A 16,289-nucleotide genomic window follows, 5' to 3' on the forward strand; every position below is an offset into this window, starting at 1 on the left:
GATGTGTCAGCAACATCCTTATCGACTGACGCGCCGCCTTCGCGAGCAAGCCCGCTCCCACAATTGGATCTGAGCAAGGCCAAGATAGGTACCGTTCAGCGAATGTTCAGGTAAATGTCAACCATCCCCATTTGGGAATGAGTGTCATTATGTTACAACTTAGCCACCTATCTAAATCACTCGTGGTTGCCTGAATGCTCGTTCCCTTTCTGATCATGCTGCGCGAAGGCATCGAAGCCGCGCTGATCGTTGGCATCATCGCCAGCTACCTGCAACAAACCGGCCGTGGCCAGTGGATGCCTGCGGTGTGGATCGGCGTGTTTCTCGCTGCGGCCCTGGCGCTGCTGGTCGGCGGTGGCCTGGAACTGGTGAGCGCCGAATTCCCGCAGAAACAGCAGGAATTGTTCGAAGGCATTGTCGGACTGGTCGCGGTGGGCATTCTCAGCTCGATGGTGTTCTGGATGCGCAAAGTCGCGCGTTCGATCAAGCATTCGCTGCAGGCCTCGCTCGATCACGCCCTGACCTCATCAAAGCATCAGGTGATCGCGCTAATCGCCATGGTGTTCTTCGCCGTGGCTCGCGAAGGGCTGGAAACCGTGTTCTTCCTGCTCGCCGTATTTCAGCAGAGCGAAGGCCCGGGCGCGCCAATCGGTGCCCTGCTCGGCCTGGTGCTGGCAATCATCGTCGGCTTCCTGATCTACAGCGGCAGCATGCGCCTGAACCTGTCGGCGTTCTTCAAGTGGACCGGGTTGTTCATTCTGGTGGTCGCCGCCGGGATTCTTGCCAACTCGGTGCAGGCGCTGCATGAGGCCGGGGTGTGGAATCACCTGCAAACCGTGCTCTTCGACTTCAGCGCGACGCTACCGATGGATGGCCCGCTGGGTTCGGTGCTGGCCGGCATGTTCGGCTATCAGGATGCACCGACCGTCAGCACCCTCGGTGCCTATCTGATCTATCTGGTGGTGGCGCTGGTGATGTTCTTCTACCCCGCCGCGCCGGTCAGCACTAAAGCCGCTGCCAAAACGACTTCCGCTTCCAGCCAATAAGGGCATCCATGTCAAAGCCTAATACTCCTCAGGCCTCCCCTCCCCGCGCCTTGCGCTGGGCGGTGGCCGGTTCGGTGGTCGTGATGATCGCCGCCGGTGGCTTGTTCTACTACGCCTCGAAAATGGCCGCGGCCAAGCGGCAGCACAACCATGATGAAGTGGTGGTGAACATCAACGCGCACAGCTGCGATCCGAACGAGCTGACGGTTCCCGCCGGTCGCGCCAGTTTCCGCATCGTCAACCGCTCCGACCGGGCGGTGGAGTGGGAAATTCTCGACGGCGTGCTGGTGATCGAAGAGCGCGAGAACATCGCCCCCGGCCTGAGCCAGGTGATCAACGCCAACCTGCAACCCGGCGACTACGCGATTACGTGCGGGCTGCTGAGCAATCCGCGTGGCGTGCTGCACGTAACGCCGACTGCCGCCTCCGATGAGGCCGCCAAGGCCAAACCGTCGATGGTCGCGTTCGTCGGGCCGCTGTCGGAATTCCGCGTGTATCTGGCCACTCAGGGCGGCGCGCTGATCAAAGCCGTGACCGCACTGAATCAGGCGATTGCCAGCGGCGACCTGGCCCAGGCGCAAGCGCTGTACCTGCCGGCCCGTGCCGCTTACCAGCGTCTGGCGCCTGCCGCGCAACGCCTGGCGGAACTGGACAACAGCATCAATGCCCGCGCCGATTACTTCGAAAAACGCGAACAGGATCCAGCGTTCGTCGGCTTCCACCGGATCGAATACGCGCTGTTTCAGCAACGCAGCCTCGACGGCTTGAACCCGGTGGCCGAGCGTCTGCTGGCCGACGTCACCACCCTCAAACAGCAACTGCTGGCGCAATCGCTGCCGCCGGAGCAACTGGTGAGCATCGTGGTGCGCAACCTCAACACCCTGGCCGACGTGCGCGCCGCCAGCGGTGAAGAGGAACGCTACAGCCACGGCGACCTCAACGGCTTCGCGAGCAACCTGGAAACCGCGCACAAAGTCGTAGAGCTGCTGCGGCCGATGCTGACCAAGTCAGCACCGGATCTGCTGCCGAAAATCGACGCGGCGCTGAGCGATTTCGACAACGTATTGAACCGCTTCAAGGTCAAGGACGGCTACGCCACTTACGACACGGTCAGTGGCGAACAACGCAAACAGATCGCCGACAAGGCTCAGGCTCTGGCTGACGCTCTGGATGGCATCGATCCCGCCCTCGGCCTCTCCGGCCTGTAAGCAGAAGACGAATACCGATGAAAGATTTGCAAAACCTCGATCTGCAACGTCGCCGCCTCCTGATGGGCATGGGCGTCGCTGGCGTCGCCCTGGCCGGTTCGGCCCTGAGCTGCCCGGCGATGGCTGCGGCCCCGGCACAAGTGACCGAAGCCCCGAGCAGCGACAAGACCGAAGATCGCCACGACTTCCACGGCGTGCACCAGACCGGCATCGTCACCCCGCGGCCGGCGGCCGGCATGTTCGTTTCGTTCGACGTACTGGCCAGTGATCGCGAAGACCTGGAGCGGCTGTTCCGCACCCTCAACGAGCGCATCGCGTTCCTGATGAAGGGCGGCCCGGTGGCGCAGATCGACCCGAAACTGCCACCGCCGGATTCCGGCATTCTCGGGCCGGTGGTGACCCCGGACAACCTGACCATCACCGTCTCCGTAGGCGAATCGTTATTCGACGAGCGCTTCGGTCTGGCCGCAGCCAAACCGAAGCGCCTGCAACGCATGGTCGGTTTCCCCAACGATGCCCTAGAGGCCGATTGCTGCCACGGCGACTTGAGCCTGCAGTTCTGCTCGAACACCGCCGACACCAACATTCACGCCCTGCGCGATATCGTGAAAAACCTGCCGGACCTGCTGCTGGTGCGCTGGAAACAGGAAGGCAGCGTGCCGCCGCAAGCCCCGGCCAAACCGGGGGTGCCGGCGCAGTCGGCGCGTAACTTCCTCGGTTTCCGTGATGGCTCGGCCAACCCCGACTCCAACGACGCCAAAGCGATGGACAAGATTGTCTGGGTGCAACCGGGCAGCGATGAGCCGGCGTGGGCGGCCCACGGCAGCTATCAAGCGGTGCGGATCATCCGCAATTTCGTCGAGCGCTGGGACCGTACACCGCTGCAGGAACAGGAAAGCATCATCGGTCGGGTCAAGACCAGTGGTGCGCCGATGGGCGCCAACCACGAGACCGAAGTCCCGGATTACAGCAAAGACCCGGAAGGCAAACTGACCAAGCTCGATGCGCACATTCGCCTGGCCAACCCGCGCACCGCCGCGAGTCAGGCCAACCTGATCCTGCGCCGGCCGTTCAACTATTCCAACGGCGTGAACAAGAACGGTCAGCTCGACATGGGCCTGCTGTTCATCTGTTACCAGGCCGATCTGGAAAAAGGCTTCATCACCGTGCAGACCCGCCTCAACGGCGAGCCGCTTGAGGAATACCTCAAACCGGTCGGCGGCGGTTACTTCTTCACCCTTCCGGGTGTCACCGGCGACAAGGATTTCATCGGTCGCTCGCTGCTCAACGCCACACAACCCAAAACAGCTGCATAACCATAAAAACCTTCGGAGCCGCTCCATGAAAAAGTCGCCACTCGCGTTACTGCTGACCCTCGGTTTGCTCAACACCCCACTTTCGGCGTTCGCCGCGACGGCGCCACTGGATCTGGTCGGCCCGGTGTCGGACTACAAGATCTACGTCACCGAGCAATTGGATCAACTGGGCACTCACACCAAACAATTCACCGATGCGGTGAAGAAAGGTGATCTGGCCACCGCGCAGAAGCTTTACGCGCCGACCCGCGTCTACTACGAGTCGATCGAGCCGATCGCCGAGCTGTTCAGTGACCTTGATGCGTCCATCGACTCCCGTGTCGACGACCACGAAAAAGGCGTGAAGGCCGAAGACTTCACCGGTTTCCATCGCATCGAATATTCGCTGTTCTCGGAGAAGAGCACTCAGGGCCTGAACGACCTGGCAGACAAACTGGACAAAGACGTCCAGGACCTGCAAACCCGCGTCGCCGGTCTGACCTTCCCGCCTGAGAAAGTCGTCGGTGGTGCGGCCGCGCTGTTGGAAGAAGTCGCCGCGACCAAGATCTCCGGTGAAGAAGACCGCTACAGCCACACTGACCTGTATGACTTCCAGGGCAACATCGACGGCGCGAAGAAAATCGTCGACCTGTTCCGTCCGCAGATCGAGAAACAGGACAAGGCGTTCGTCGCCAAAGTCGACAAGAACTTCGCCACCGTGGACAAGATCCTCGCCAAGTACAAGACCAAGGACGGTGGTTTCGAGACTTATGACAAAGTGAAGGATGCAGACCGCAAGGCGCTGGTTGGCCCGGTCAATACTTTAGCTGAAGATCTGTCCACGTTGCGTGGCAAGCTCGGTCTGAACTGAGTTTTTGTAGCGCCTGATACGGCCCCTTCGCGAGCAAGCCCGCTCCCACATTAGGCCTGTGTCGATCACCTTGTTTGTGGTCAACACAGCCCCCTGTGGGAGCGGGCTTGCTCGCGAAAGCGGTCGAAGCCGCACCGAATAATCTGAAGGTTTACAAAATCCGGTAGAGCAACCGCTCAATCCGCACCCGACTCACCCGCTTGAGAAACTTCGCCACCCCCGCCGGGTACTCCGGCAGTGTCTCCAGGCTCTGGAAGCTGGCAATCCGCGTGGTGTTGCGGAAAATCTCTTCCTGCTCCTTCGCCCGTGGCGCCAGCCACTCGCCTTGCGGATCATCGATCAGCAGCGCGTTTTCCAGGTCCAGGCGGAACGCCCGTGGATTGAGGTTGTTGCCGGTCAGCAGCGTATAACGCTGGTCAACCCACATGCCCTTGAGGTGATAGCTGTTGTCGCCGTCACGCCACAGATGCAGGTTCAACTGGCCGCTGTCGATATTGCGCTGATGCCGCTTGGCGAAGCGGCGCAGGCTGATCTCGTACAGATACGGCAGCGCCGCGATCACCTTGAACGGTTCGGTCGGCGGAATGTAGAAGTCGTTGGCCGTCTTGTCGCCGACCACGATGTCGATCTTCACCCCACGGGCCAGTGCGCGGTTGACCTCGCGAATGATCGGCAGCGGCAGATTGAAGTACGGGGTGCAAATGGTCAGTTGCTGTTGCGCGCTGGCGATCAGTTCGACAATCACCCGGTTCAACGGGTTGTTCTTGCCCACGCCCAGCAACGGACTCACCGACAGACCGGTATGCGCCGTGCTGCCGGCACTGGTGTCGTACGCCGCATATTTGAGACGGCTGCGCAGATCGCCGATGTCGTTGCGCAGGCTGCGGGTGGTCGGCAGGTTTGGCAGATCGAGGCGATGCACGGCCTTGGATTCGATCAGACCGTGCTTGACCAGATGCTGCATCGAGTCGGCCAGTTCGCGGTTTTCGATGACGTGATAGCGGTCGAACCGGTACTTGTCGAACTTGTGCAGATAGACATTGTTCAGGCTCGCACCGCTGTAAACCACGCAATCGTCGATCACGAAGCCTTTCAGATGCAGCACGCCAAACAACTCGCGGGTCTGCACCGGAACGCCGTAGACCGGCACTTCGCTCTGGTGTGTGCGGGTCATTTCCTGGTACCACGCCGAGTTGCCCGGCTGTTTGCCGGCACCGATCAAGCCGCGCTGGGCGCGCAGCCAGTCGACGACCACGACGATTTCCAGCTCCGGACGCTTGAGCTTGGCGGCGTGCAAGGCATCGAGAATTTCCTGACCGGCCTCGTCGTGCTGCAGATACAGCGCAACGATGTAGATGCGTTGGGTCGCCTCGGCGATTTTCTCCAGCAGGCAACGACGGAACTCGGCGGCGCCGGACAAAATGGTCACGGCCTCGGCAGTCAGCGGAAAGCTGCGCAGTTTGGGCAGCAAAGAGCGTTTGAAAAGCAACGGCATAGGGCTCGCAATGGGTCGAATCCGAAGAACCCGAGAGCTTACACCATCAACCGGTTCGGGTCTTGTTACTGTCTGTAATGACGCCTTCGCGAGCAGGCTCGCTCCCACATTCGAACGCATTCCCATGTGGGAGCGAGCCTGCTCGCGAAAGCAATCTGAAAATCACTGCTTGACCAAGGAGAACGATCGTTCTACTGTTCACCACATGAACGAAATCACTGACACCTCGACCCGCGACATCATTCTGGATGTCACCGAAAAGTTGATCTACAAAAGTGGCATCGCCGCCACCGGCATGGATCTTCTGGTGAAAACCGCCGGCGTCTCCAGAAAAAGCATCTACCGCTACTTCGCCAACAAGGAGGAGTTGACCGTCGCCGCGTTGCAACGCCGCGATGTGCGCTGGATGCACTGGTACCGCAGCGCGGTTGATCAGGCCGAGACCCCGGCCGACCGCCTGCTCAACCTGTTTACCGTGCTCAAAAGCTGGTTCGCCTCGGAAGGCTTCCGCGGCTGCGCCTTCATCAATACCAGTGGCGAAACCGGCGATCCCGAAGACCCGGTGCGCCAGGTCGCCAAAGACCACAAACAGAAACTGCTCGACTACCTGTGCGAGCTGTGTACCGAACATGGCGTCGAAGATCCGCAACGTCTGGCCAGACAATTGCTGATCCTGATTGACGGCGCCATTACCGTAGCGCTGGTGATGGGTGATCACAGTGCCGCTGATAATGCGCAATGCATGGCGCGTAAGTTATTGGACCTGTAACGCCTTAAATCAGCCTGAGCGTTGTTTAATCGTTAATTAGATCGGGAGACTGAAAATGTCGACTGCTGCCCAAGTGCGTCCGCCTTTACCGCCGTTCAACCGTGAATCGGCTATCGAAAAAGTACGTCTGGCCGAAGATGGCTGGAACTCCCGCGATCCCGAGAAGGTGTCGCTGGCCTATACCGTCGACACAAAATGGCGCAACCGCGCCGAGTTCGCCAACAACCGCGAAGAAGCCAAGGCCTTCCTGACCCGTAAATGGGCCAAGGAGCTGGACTACCGTCTGATCAAGGAACTCTGGGCCTACTCCGACACCCGCATTGCCGTGCGTTACGCCTATGAATGGCACGACGATTCGGGCAACTGGTTCCGCTCCTACGGCAATGAAAACTGGGAGTTCGATGAGCACGGGCTGATGTTCCAGCGTTACGCCTGCATCAACGACATGCCGATCAAGGAAAGCGAGCGCAAGTTCCACTGGCCGCTGGGTCGGCGTCCGGATGATCATCCGGGGCTGTCGGACCTGGGTCTCTAAGTTCACATAGTTCCAATTGTAGGAGTGAGCCTGCTCGCGATAGCGGTGTGTCAGTCAGCCTGAATATTGACTGTTCATACGCAATCGCGAGCAGGCTCACTCCTACAGGTTTTTGTGGTGTTCAGGCTACTGCGACAGTCCTTTCGGCTTCTAGCTCGCGCACCAGCGGCAACACCTTCTTGCCGAAATACTCCACCTCCTCCTGAAAGTGCAGAAACCCTGCCAGCACCAGATCCACCCCCACCGCTTTCAACGCCACAATCCGCTCGGCAATCTGCTGTGGCGTGCCGATCAGGTTGGTTTTGAAGCCATCGTTGTACTGCACCAGATCCTCGAACGTCGATTTCGCCCAGTTGCCCTCACCCTCCGGTGATGCCCTGCCCGCCTGTTTCGCTGCGTCACCGAAAGCGTTGACCGCGTCCGGGTCGGCCTGGTCGATGATCTGCGCCAGTACCGCGCGCGCCTCTTCTTCAGTGTCGCGGGCGATGACGAAAGCGTTGACGCCAATTTTCACCGAATGATTGTTTGCCGCCGCTTTGGCCCGAATGTCATCGACCTGCGCCTTGATCCCCTCGACGCTGTTGCCGTTGGTGAAATACCAATCCGAAACTCGCGCCGCCATGTCTCGTGCGGCACGGGAGCTGCCGCCCTGAAAGATTTCCGGGCGCCCGAGCGGTTTCGGTTTGAGGGTGTAATGGTCGAAGCGGTAGAAGTCACCGCGAAAACTGAAGTCGTCCTGACTCCAGATCCCGCGCAACGAACGGATGAATTCCTCGGAGCGCCGATAACGCTCGTCGTGCTCCAGCCAGTGTTCACCGATGGCCTGGAATTCACCCTTGAACCAGCCACTGACGATGTTAACCGCGATCCGGCCGTTGGTGAGTTGATCGATGGTTGCCAGTTGTTTGGCCGCCAGCGCCGGTTGCCACGGCCCCGGCAGAATCGCCGCGATCACCTTGAGCTTGCTGGTGGCGGCCAGCAGCGCATGACTGAAAGCCACCGATTCATGCTGGAACTCGGCACCGTACCCGGCGGTGAAGCGGATCTGCGTCAAGGCGTACTCGAACCCGGCCGCTTCGGCGAGTTGCGCCAGTTTGCGGTTGTAGTCGATGCCCCAGTCGGTGCGCTGCTCGATCTTGCTGACCACCAGACCGCCACTGACGTTCGGCACCCAGTAGGCGAATTTCACGGCTTGCTTGCTCATTGGAGTGTCCTCGGACATTGGGAAGGTCAGTGAGGTAGAGCAGCAAGCGTGCCATCGCTCAGAGGCCCGGTTTTATCGGGTTTGAAGCTGATGGAGTTGCACTCTTGGAGGGTAATTTGTTGTCGAGGTGTTGGGTGGGCAACAGTTGAATAGGCGGTGTCTGAGCTGGCCCCTTCGCGAGCAAGCCCGCTCCCACAGGGTGACCGCATTCCAGAGTGTGGGAGCGGGCTTGCTCGCGAAGGCGTCCGACGGGTCGCCGCAAAAGCCGGATACAGGTAACATGTCAGCCCTTCCCCGCAGCCCCTCTGCGCACTGCCGAATAAGCCGATTCCATGCCTTTCGAACTCAGCGTTGACCTCACCACCCTGGCCATCCTCGCCCTCGTCGCTTTCATTGCCGGTTTCATCGACGCCATTGCCGGCGGCGGCGGTCTGTTGACCACTCCGGCGCTGCTCACCGCCGGCCTGCCGCCGCATCTGGTGCTGGGCACCAACAAACTGAGTTCGACGTTCGGCTCGGCCACCGCCAGTTTCACTTTCTACCGACGCAAACTGTTCCACCCTCGGCAGTGGATGCACGCGATCGTCGGCACCCTGGTCGGCGCGCTCACCGGGGCCATCGTCGCGCACTACCTGCCGGCGGAATGGCTGAACAAGATGCTGCCGGTGATCGTCTTCGCCTGTGGCCTGTATCTGTTATTCGGCGGTACGCCAAAAGCGCCGCTGGACAGCGACGCGCCGATCAAGAAGAAATGGCAATCGACCCAAGGCTTCAGCCTCGGTTTCTACGACGGCGTGGCCGGCCCCGGCACGGGTGCGTTCTGGACGGTCAGCAGCCTGCTGCTCTACCCGATCGATCTGGTCAAGGCCAGCGGGGTGGCGCGCAGCATGAACTTCGTCAGCAACATTGCGGCGCTGTCGGTGTTCGTGTTTTCCGGGCAAGTGGACTGGATCATCGGCCTGAGCATGGGCCTGTCGGTGATGGTCGGCGCGTTCTTCGGGGCGCGCACCGCGATCAGCGGTGGCGCCAAGTTCATTCGTCCGGTGTTCATCACCGTGGTACTGGGGCTGACCGTGCGGCTAGCCTGGCAACACTGGTTCAGCGTGGCCTAAACGGCGCGCCACGTAGACGTCGATCAGGTAACGGGCAATCGATTTTGACGCCGGCAACGGCGGCAAATCGTGCACGTTGAACCACTGGGCGTCTTCGATCTCGTCTTCCTGGCAGATGATTTCGCCACCGGCATATTCGGCATGGAAGCCGAGCATCATCGAGTGCGGGAACGGCCAGCACTGGCTGCCCATGTACTGGATGTTCTTCACCTCGATACTGACTTCTTCGCGCACCTCGCGAATCAGGCAGTCCTCCGCCGACTCGCCCGGCTCGGCGAACCCGGCCAGCGTGCTGTAGACCCCGCTGACGAAACGCGGTGAGCGCGCCAGCAGGATCTCGTCGCCACGGGTGACCAGCACGATCATGCTCGGCGAAATGCGCGGATAACTGCGCAGGTCGCACGGCTGGCAATACATCGCCCGCTCGCCCGGCACCTGCGTCATCGCCTGTCCGCAGTTGCCGCAAAACCGATGCTCGCGGGCCCAGGTGCCAATCTGCGCGGCATAGCCCAGCACTTTGTAGATCGTGTGATCGCCATCGAGCATGAACGCCCGCAGGCCTTTCCAGTTGCAGCCCGGCACCTCGCTGGAACGGTGCAATTCCAGCAGATACACCGGCTCGCCATCGAGATGGCCGATGCCGTGTTCGGCGAGGATCGACAAGTCCTGGCGCTTGAGCCATTCCCGCGGGAACAGCGCGCCGTTGTCATCGAACAGAAAGCCTTCGGGGCTGCGCGCCACGGCCCAGCCGCCGGGTTGATCGGTGTCCAGTACTGCAGTGGTCCAGCGAGCTGTCATGGTTTCTCAATCCAGAAATTCGGGTTTCTGTTTACTCATATGGGCGGCCATGGCCACGCGCAAGTCGGTGGATTGCAACATGGCGGCGTTCCAGGTGGCAACGTATTCGAGGCCGTCGTCAATGCGATGGTCGCGCATGTAGCTGATCATTTCCTTGGTGCCGGTGACCGCAATTGGCGATTTACTGGCGATGTCACGGGCAATGTCCATGACGCCTTCGAGCAGCAGCTCCTTGTCGCCATACACGCGATTGACCAAGCCGATGCTGCGCGCTTCTTCAGCGCCGAAGGTGCGGCCGGTGTAAGCCAGTTCACGCAGCATGCCGTCCCCGATGATCCGTGGCAACCGTTGCAAAGTGCCAACATCGGCAGCCATGCCGATATCGATTTCCTTGATCGAGAACTGCGCGTCTTCGGCGGCGTAGCGCATGTCGCAGGCGGCGATCAGGTCGATGGCGCCACCGAGGCAATAACCTTGAATTGCCGCGAGCACCGGTTTGCGGCAGTTGTCGACAGCGTTGAACGAGGCTTGCAGGGTGAGGATCTTGCGCCGCAGCAGGCGTGCGTTACGGCCGACGTCCTTGCCCAGTTCATTGGCGACGCCGGCGAGCATCATCAGGTCGATGCCCGAGGAAAAGTGTTTGCCGTTGCCGCTCAGTACCACCACCCGCACTTCGTCGGTGTCATCGATCCACTGGAAAATCTCGACGATCTCGCTCCAGAACGCGGCGTTCATCGAGTTGATCTTTTCCGGACGATTGATCTGCACATGAGCGATGTTGTCGGCCAGTTCGACGCTGAAGGCGGTGTATTGAGTCATGGCAGTGATCCTTTACCGGGCAAAAAATGAAGCCCGAACTATAACAAGGCATCACGATGGCGGTTCGGCCAAATGCGGGACTGACTCCAACAAGGAGATTTTTGCCGCGCCTTGATCTCTGTAGGAGCTGCCGAAGGCTGCGATCTTTTGACTTTCAAGATCAAAAGATCGCAGCCTTCGGCAGCTCCTACATGGATTGATGACACCCACTTGCCCCTGTGGGAGCCAGCCTGCTGGCGATGAAGTCACCGCCGATCTAACCGCCCTTCACCGCCACATAAGCCGCCGTCTCATAAGGCACCGTCAGCACATGCCGCCCACGCAACGCCGGCTCCGAGGCGATCAACGCGCGGATCTGCTCATCGACCTTGTCCCGTTGCGCCTGAGGCAATGCTGCAATGAAGCTGGTGGAGCGTACCCGATTGAAAATCACGTCCTCCGGCGAGCCGATGTGACTATGGTGAAACTTCTGCAACAGCAGCGGTCCGAACGCTGGATGCGGGAACGCCTGACGCCACTGGCCGGTGTAGTAACGCGGCGTGTCACCCTCCAGCGCGTTGACCAGGGCATCGAGTTTCGGTACCCAGCTCACCTGCGTGTCGCGCAGATTCCAGATCAGCCCGAGCCTGCCGCCGGGCTTTAGCACGCGGGCGATTTCGTTCAAGGCTTCGGGAGTGGCGAACCAGTGAAACGCCTGCGCGCAGACCACCGCATCCACCGACGCGTCGGGCAATGGCAGATCCGTGGCGGTGCCGCTCACCGCCAGCACCTGCGGCCAGGCGGCGGAGAGTTTTTCCAGCATCTGCGCCACCGGTTCCACGGCGATTACCTGCGCGTCGGTCGCCACCAGCCGTCCGGTGAACTTGCCGGTACCGGCACCCAGATCGATGACGGTCTTGTGACTGTCCAGACCCAACGTCTGGGTCAACCACTGGCTGACCTGCGGCGGGTAATCGGGGCGACCTTTGACGTAGGTGTCGGCGGCAGTTCTATAGCCGGCAGCAGCGGAATGATGGACCTGATCTTTCATGGCAGTTCCTCGTGTGTCAGCGCTGGGTCATGGCGAAGCGCTGGATGGACGGCAGGCGTTCCTGAGCATAACCGCGCTATTTGCGCGTACCTTGAACAGAGCCTGACAAAGCAATGAATAAATTGCCGTCCTGCGGTGTTCAAAGTGATACATAACCCTCTGTGGAGCCTTGCCCATGACTATCCGTTCCGTTATGTTCGCCGCCCCGTTGCTGCTGGTGGCCGCGTTGTCCGCATCGATGGCGTTTGCCAACGGTGATGAAGACGCTCCCGTGCAGAAACCCAACTGCCCCAAAGGCCAGGTCTGGGACAGCAAATCGCAGAAATGCGTGATGCAGACCAGCAGCGCCGTGCCGGATGCCGATCGGACCGATTACGCCTACAGATTGGCCAAGGACGGTCGATACGAAGAAGCCCTGGCCCTGCTCGACACTTTGAAACAACCGAACACCGCCAAAGCCCTGAACTATCGCGGTTACGCCACGCGAAAACTGGGGCGTACCGACGAGGGCATCGGCTATTACCTGCAATCGGTGAAACTCGATCCGCAGTACGCGCAAGTGCGCGAATACCTCGGCGAAGCCTACGTGATCAAAGGCCGCGTCGATCTGGCGCAGGAACAGTTGCAGCAGATCAAATCGATTTGCGGCACCTCCTGCGAGGAATACCAGGACCTGGCTGAAGCCATCAACGATTCATCGAAAACCTGAAATAAATAAAGGAACGCCATCATCGTCAGCGATCAGGCATTCAGAGCGGAACTCGGACAGCATCTGGCGCGACTGTGGCGCTACGGTCTGCTGCTGTCGCGCAATCGACACGTGGCCGAGGATCTGGTTCAGGCCACGTGTGTGCGGGCGCTGGAGCGTGCCGGACAATATGTCGCCGGCACGCGCATGGATCGCTGGCTGCTGAGCATCCTGCATTCGATCTGGCTCAACGAAGTGCGCGCCCGCCGGGTGCGTCAGGGCGCCGGTCAGGTCGATGCCGACGGACAACTGGCCTTCGATGGCGAATACGCGGCGCAGACGCACGTGATGGCGGCGCAAGTAATTCGCCGGGTCGATGCGTTGCCGGAAACCCAGCGCGAAACCGTGTATCTGGCTTATGTCGAAGGCCTGTCCTACCGCGAAGTCGCCGAGATCCTGCAAGTGCCGATCGGCACGGTGATGAGCCGTCTGGCCACCGCGCGCCTGAAACTGGCTGAATATCCGCCCCTGCAAGCCGTGCCGAAAACCACCGGAGGTGACCGCCCATGAACAAGCCCTCCGACGAACAACTGGTGGCCTACCTCGATGACGAGCTGGACCCCGCGTATCGCAGCCAGCTCGACAGCGCGATTGCCGACGACCCGTTGCTCAGCCTGCGCGTGCAATGGTTCGAACGCAGCAGCCTGCCGTACAAGGAAGCCTATGACGAACTGGCACAACAGGCCCCACTGGAACGTTTGCAGGCGCGCCTCGATGCCATCCCCGCCCCCCAACGGCCGGGCCTGAGTCGGCGCTGGTTTATCGGTGCGGCCGCCGCGAGCCTACTGGCTGGCGGCGTATTGGCCGATCGCCTGTTCATCGCCTGGCAATCACAGCAAGCGCATAACTGGCGCGCCTTGGTCGGCGACTATATGGCGCTGTATGTGCCGCAAACCCTCGATCATTTGCCGAGCGACGAAGCCAGCCAACGCGCGCAATTACGCGCGGTGGACTCGCGGCTGGGCCTGAATCTATCACCGGCGCTGCTGAAGTTGCCGGGCGCCGAACTCAAACGTGCACAAATGCTCGAGTACGACGGCGTACCGATCGCACAACTGACCTATCTGGACGCGAAACATGGGCCGCTGGCCTTGTGCGTGACCCGCACCAATAGCGGGAGCCGGCCACTGGCGCACGAAAGGCGCCATGAAATGAACGTGGTGTACTGGACCGAAGGTGAGCATGCGTGGATGTTGATCGGGCACAACCCGGCCCCGGCGCTGGAAGACCTCGCCAGACATTTGATCGAACGGTTGAGCGCATGAGTGCCGCTACCACTATGCTGAGCGCGTGATTATCCAAGGAGGAAGCACCGATGCAGATTTCACCCCGCACTGCCCTGCTGGTCATCGACGTTCAGAACGACTTCACCCCCGGTGGGCAACTGGCCGTCCCTGAAGGCGATCTGATCGTACCGTTGATCAATCGTCTCGGCGGTCTGTTCAAACAGGTGATCATTGCCCAGGACTGGCACCCGACCGGGCACGCGTCGTTTGCCTCGAGTCACCCCGGGCGCAAGCCCTACGATGTGATTCAGTTGCCCTACGGCGAACAGACGCTCTGGCCGGATCATTGCGTGCAGGGCACTGCCGGCGCCGAGTTTCACCCAAAGCTGGATCTGCCTCACGCGCAACTGATCATCCGCAAGGGCTGCAACCCGGACATCGACAGCTATTCGGCGTTTCTCGAGGCGGACCGGCGCACCACCACCGGTCTGGCCGGTTACCTGAAAGAACGCGGGATCGACACGGTGTACATGGTCGGTCTGGCGCTGGATTTCTGCGTGATGTACTCGGCGCTGGATGCGCGGGCGGCGGGGTTCAATGCGTTTGTGGTGCTGGATGCCTGTCGCGCCATTGACATGGATGGATCACTGGCGACGGCGATGGAGCGGATGCAAACGGCCGGGGTTGGGTTGATTCAGTCGAACCAACTCATCTGACCAACCTAAAACCCCTGTGGGAGCGGGCTTGCTCGCGAAAGCGGTATGTCAGATATCTATGTCGACTGATGCTCCGCCTTCGCGAGCAAGCCCGCTCCTACAGATTTCGGGTCAAGCCAGGTTCGGCAACCACAACCTGAACCGCGCCCCGCCCAGCGGCGAACTTTCCACCGTCAGCGTCCCGCCCTGCGCCTCCAGCGCCCGGCGGCTTATCGCCAGGCCCAGGCCAAAGCCACCGGTGGCCCGATCACGACTGCGATCAAGGCGATAGAACGGTTCGAAAATCCGCTCGCGCTCGTCATCCGGGATGCCAATGCCGTCATCGTCGACCCAGATCCCGCAGCCATCGGGGCTGACCTGCACGCCAATCTGGATGCGTTTTTCGCAATAGCGCATGGCATTGCGCAGCAGGTTCTGGATCGCCCGGGCGGTCAGGCGCGGATCCAGCGAAAAACGTTCGAGCTGGCCATGCAGCAACACATCGATGACGATGTCCGGCGATTCCAGCTCTTCATCGACGCTGCCCAGAATGCTGTCGATGAACTCATCCAGCGACACCTCTACCTGTTCCGGTAATTGCGCCGGATTCTGCAGGCGGCTGTAAGACAGCAATTCCAGCACCAGCTCATCCAGTTCGCGTATGTGCGCGACCAGCCCTTGCAGGCGCTCGCGACTGGTCGCCGGCAAATCATCGGACAGCGCCAGGGCCAGACCGAAATCCAGCCGGGTCAGCGGCGTGCGCAATTCGTGGGACACCGCATTGAGCAGGTCGCGCTGCTGATTGAGCAGGTCCTCGATGTCGCCGGCCATGGTGTCGAACACGTAGGCCAGGCTGCCGATGTTGGAGCTGGCCGGGATCTGCGTGCGCTCGCTCAAGTGGCCCTTGCCGAAGCGTTCGGCAGCGCCCTTGAGGCGTTCCAGATCACGCCAGTGCGGGCGAATCCACAACAGCAGGCAGGCGAGCATGCTCGCGCCGATCAGCACGTTGATGCTCCAGTACAACAGGTTGACGTCCAGCGGATCCGGCGGCACCACCATTTGCACGGCGACGTCATCGTTCAGCGGCGTAACCGCCAAGGTGCGCCATCCCCAATCGCCAATGCGCACCACGTTTTCCCCAGCGCGCAGACGTGCCTGCTCGGGGGCGGTGAAATCGGCGTCGTCGATGCGCGCCAGGGCGATGTGCAACGGCAGGAAGTCCTTGTCCATCGACTGCGCCAGCGCTGGCCACTGGTCTTGCGGCACTGCGTGAAACTGGCGGGTGATCAGCGATTGCAGGCCCCGCGAATAGTCGAGGTTATAAGTGATGAAGCGCTCGCGGAACGCCATGATCACCAGGTCCGGCACCAGATAGATCGCCGCGCTGTAGGAGACGATCGTCACCAGATACAGGCGAAACAGGATTCTGAACATCAGC

The 16,289-nt window shown here is 60.8% G+C and carries 17 protein-coding genes; 11 read left to right on the forward strand and 6 right to left on the reverse strand.

Annotated elements, in window-relative coordinates:
* The first annotated feature begins 194 nt into the window (after positions 1–194).
* From efeU to efeO (LCH64_RS02555), 4 genes are read left to right on the forward strand one after another with little or no spacing between them, the layout of a single operon-like run.
* Positions 195–1,046, forward strand: a complete 852-nt coding sequence (efeU, locus tag LCH64_RS02540) for an iron uptake transporter permease EfeU (RefSeq protein ID WP_103483370.1) — start codon at positions 195–197, stop codon at positions 1,044–1,046.
* 8 nt (positions 1,047–1,054) lie between these two features.
* Positions 1,055–2,254 (forward strand): iron uptake system protein EfeO, encoded by a 1,200-nt coding sequence (gene efeO, locus LCH64_RS02545; RefSeq protein WP_226499392.1) that lies wholly within the window; start codon positions 1,055–1,057, stop codon positions 2,252–2,254.
* Between the two features lie 17 nt (positions 2,255–2,271).
* Positions 2,272–3,570: an iron uptake transporter deferrochelatase/peroxidase subunit gene (gene efeB, locus LCH64_RS02550; RefSeq protein ID WP_003224691.1), complete on the forward strand. Its 1,299-nt coding sequence runs from the start codon at positions 2,272–2,274 to the stop codon at positions 3,568–3,570.
* A gap of 25 nt (positions 3,571–3,595) precedes the next feature.
* Entirely contained in the window at positions 3,596–4,420 is an 825-nt protein-coding gene (efeO, locus tag LCH64_RS02555; protein ID WP_003224689.1) for an iron uptake system protein EfeO, read from the forward strand.
* A 151-nt stretch (positions 4,421–4,571) separates the two neighbouring features.
* Here the strand turns inward: efeO (LCH64_RS02555) and pssA are convergent, their stop codons facing one another.
* Positions 4,572–5,915, reverse strand: a complete 1,344-nt coding sequence (gene pssA, locus LCH64_RS02560; RefSeq protein WP_226499393.1) for a CDP-diacylglycerol--serine O-phosphatidyltransferase — start codon at positions 5,913–5,915, stop codon at positions 4,572–4,574.
* 205 nt (positions 5,916–6,120) lie between these two features.
* On the opposite strand from pssA, the gene LCH64_RS02565 reads away from it, so the two are divergent.
* Together LCH64_RS02565 and LCH64_RS02570 are read left to right on the forward strand one after the other, a co-directional pair.
* A complete protein-coding gene (locus LCH64_RS02565) occupies positions 6,121–6,684 on the forward strand; it encodes a TetR family transcriptional regulator (protein ID WP_096796073.1) in 564 nt (187 codons plus the stop codon).
* Between the two features lie 55 nt (positions 6,685–6,739).
* The gene (locus LCH64_RS02570; RefSeq protein WP_103483367.1) at positions 6,740–7,219 is read left to right on the forward strand and encodes a nuclear transport factor 2 family protein; all 480 of its coding nucleotides are present in this window, start codon (positions 6,740–6,742) and stop codon (positions 7,217–7,219) included.
* Positions 7,220–7,340: 121 nt separating this feature from the next.
* Here LCH64_RS02570 and sfnG read toward each other — a convergent pair whose 3' ends face one another.
* Complete coding sequence (gene sfnG, locus LCH64_RS02575; RefSeq protein ID WP_226499394.1) at positions 7,341–8,441, reverse strand: dimethylsulfone monooxygenase SfnG; 1,101 nt, start codon at positions 8,439–8,441, stop codon at positions 7,341–7,343.
* A gap of 314 nt (positions 8,442–8,755) precedes the next feature.
* Here sfnG and LCH64_RS02580 point away from each other — a divergent pair, with 314 nt between their 5' ends.
* Positions 8,756–9,535, forward strand: a complete 780-nt coding sequence (locus LCH64_RS02580; protein ID WP_003224680.1) for a TSUP family transporter — start codon at positions 8,756–8,758, stop codon at positions 9,533–9,535.
* Here LCH64_RS02580 and nudC read toward each other — a convergent pair.
* The 3 genes from nudC to LCH64_RS02595 form a co-directional block, all read right to left on the reverse strand.
* Positions 9,503–10,333 carry an NAD(+) diphosphatase gene (gene nudC / locus LCH64_RS02585; RefSeq protein WP_226499395.1) on the reverse strand — a complete coding sequence of 277 codons (831 nt, stop codon included), beginning with the start codon at positions 10,331–10,333 and terminating at the stop codon, positions 9,503–9,505. The genes LCH64_RS02580 and nudC overlap by 33 nt on opposite strands.
* Before the next feature lie 6 nt (positions 10,334–10,339).
* The gene (locus LCH64_RS02590) at positions 10,340–11,152 is read right to left on the reverse strand and encodes a crotonase/enoyl-CoA hydratase family protein (RefSeq protein WP_003224676.1); all 813 of its coding nucleotides are present in this window, start codon (positions 11,150–11,152) and stop codon (positions 10,340–10,342) included.
* A gap of 256 nt (positions 11,153–11,408) precedes the next feature.
* Positions 11,409–12,182, reverse strand: coding sequence for a class I SAM-dependent methyltransferase (locus LCH64_RS02595; RefSeq protein WP_226499396.1), 774 nt, complete (start codon positions 12,180–12,182; stop codon positions 11,409–11,411).
* A 175-nt stretch (positions 12,183–12,357) separates the two neighbouring features.
* Here LCH64_RS02595 and LCH64_RS02600 point away from each other — a divergent pair, with 175 nt between their 5' ends.
* From LCH64_RS02600 to pncA, 4 genes are all read left to right on the forward strand, one after another.
* Entirely contained in the window at positions 12,358–12,891 is a 534-nt protein-coding gene (locus LCH64_RS02600; RefSeq protein ID WP_103483362.1) for a tetratricopeptide repeat protein, read from the forward strand.
* Positions 12,892–12,981: 90 nt separating this feature from the next.
* Positions 12,982–13,440, forward strand: coding sequence for a sigma-70 family RNA polymerase sigma factor (locus LCH64_RS02605; protein ID WP_230679381.1), 459 nt, complete (start codon positions 12,982–12,984; stop codon positions 13,438–13,440).
* The gene (locus tag LCH64_RS02610; protein WP_226499397.1) at positions 13,437–14,195 is read left to right on the forward strand and encodes a transcriptional regulator; all 759 of its coding nucleotides are present in this window, start codon (positions 13,437–13,439) and stop codon (positions 14,193–14,195) included. Before LCH64_RS02605 ends, LCH64_RS02610 begins: the two co-directional genes overlap by 4 nt.
* Before the next feature lie 50 nt (positions 14,196–14,245).
* The gene (pncA, locus tag LCH64_RS02615) at positions 14,246–14,872 is read left to right on the forward strand and encodes a bifunctional nicotinamidase/pyrazinamidase (RefSeq protein WP_226499398.1); all 627 of its coding nucleotides are present in this window, start codon (positions 14,246–14,248) and stop codon (positions 14,870–14,872) included.
* A gap of 111 nt (positions 14,873–14,983) precedes the next feature.
* On the opposite strand, the gene LCH64_RS02620 is transcribed toward pncA, so the two are convergent.
* Positions 14,984–16,285: an ATP-binding protein gene (locus tag LCH64_RS02620; RefSeq protein WP_226499399.1), complete on the reverse strand. Its 1,302-nt coding sequence runs from the start codon at positions 16,283–16,285 to the stop codon at positions 14,984–14,986.
* Between the last annotated feature and the right edge of the window lie 4 nt (positions 16,286–16,289).

It is taken from the genome of Pseudomonas sp. MWU16-30322 (assembly GCF_020515535.1).
Taxonomy (GTDB): domain Bacteria; phylum Pseudomonadota; class Gammaproteobacteria; order Pseudomonadales; family Pseudomonadaceae; genus Aquipseudomonas; species Aquipseudomonas fluorescens_H.

Bases quoted from the DNA above. Each gene is read 5' to 3' on its own strand.
- efeU (WP_103483370.1), top strand. From the start codon at position 195: ATGCTCGTTCCCTTTCTGATCATGCTGCGCGAAGGCATCGAAGCCGCG.
- efeO (WP_226499392.1), top strand. From the start codon at position 1,055: ATGTCAAAGCCTAATACTCCTCAGGCCTCCCCTCCCCGCGCCTTGCGC.
- efeB (WP_003224691.1), top strand. From the start codon at position 2,272: ATGAAAGATTTGCAAAACCTCGATCTGCAACGTCGCCGCCTCCTGATG.
- efeO (WP_003224689.1), top strand. From the start codon at position 3,596: ATGAAAAAGTCGCCACTCGCGTTACTGCTGACCCTCGGTTTGCTCAAC.
- pssA (WP_226499393.1), bottom strand. From the start codon at position 5,915: ATGCCGTTGCTTTTCAAACGCTCTTTGCTGCCCAAACTGCGCAGCTTT.
- LCH64_RS02565 (WP_096796073.1), top strand. From the start codon at position 6,121: ATGAACGAAATCACTGACACCTCGACCCGCGACATCATTCTGGATGTC.
- LCH64_RS02570 (WP_103483367.1), top strand. From the start codon at position 6,740: ATGTCGACTGCTGCCCAAGTGCGTCCGCCTTTACCGCCGTTCAACCGT.
- sfnG (WP_226499394.1), bottom strand. From the start codon at position 8,441: ATGTCCGAGGACACTCCAATGAGCAAGCAAGCCGTGAAATTCGCCTAC.
- LCH64_RS02580 (WP_003224680.1), top strand. From the start codon at position 8,756: ATGCCTTTCGAACTCAGCGTTGACCTCACCACCCTGGCCATCCTCGCC.
- nudC (WP_226499395.1), bottom strand. From the start codon at position 10,333: ATGACAGCTCGCTGGACCACTGCAGTACTGGACACCGATCAACCCGGC.
- LCH64_RS02590 (WP_003224676.1), bottom strand. From the start codon at position 11,152: ATGACTCAATACACCGCCTTCAGCGTCGAACTGGCCGACAACATCGCT.
- LCH64_RS02595 (WP_226499396.1), bottom strand. From the start codon at position 12,182: ATGAAAGATCAGGTCCATCATTCCGCTGCTGCCGGCTATAGAACTGCC.
- LCH64_RS02600 (WP_103483362.1), top strand. From the start codon at position 12,358: ATGACTATCCGTTCCGTTATGTTCGCCGCCCCGTTGCTGCTGGTGGCC.
- LCH64_RS02610 (WP_226499397.1), top strand. From the start codon at position 13,437: ATGAACAAGCCCTCCGACGAACAACTGGTGGCCTACCTCGATGACGAG.
- pncA (WP_226499398.1), top strand. From the start codon at position 14,246: ATGCAGATTTCACCCCGCACTGCCCTGCTGGTCATCGACGTTCAGAAC.
- LCH64_RS02620 (WP_226499399.1), bottom strand. From the start codon at position 16,285: ATGTTCAGAATCCTGTTTCGCCTGTATCTGGTGACGATCGTCTCCTAC.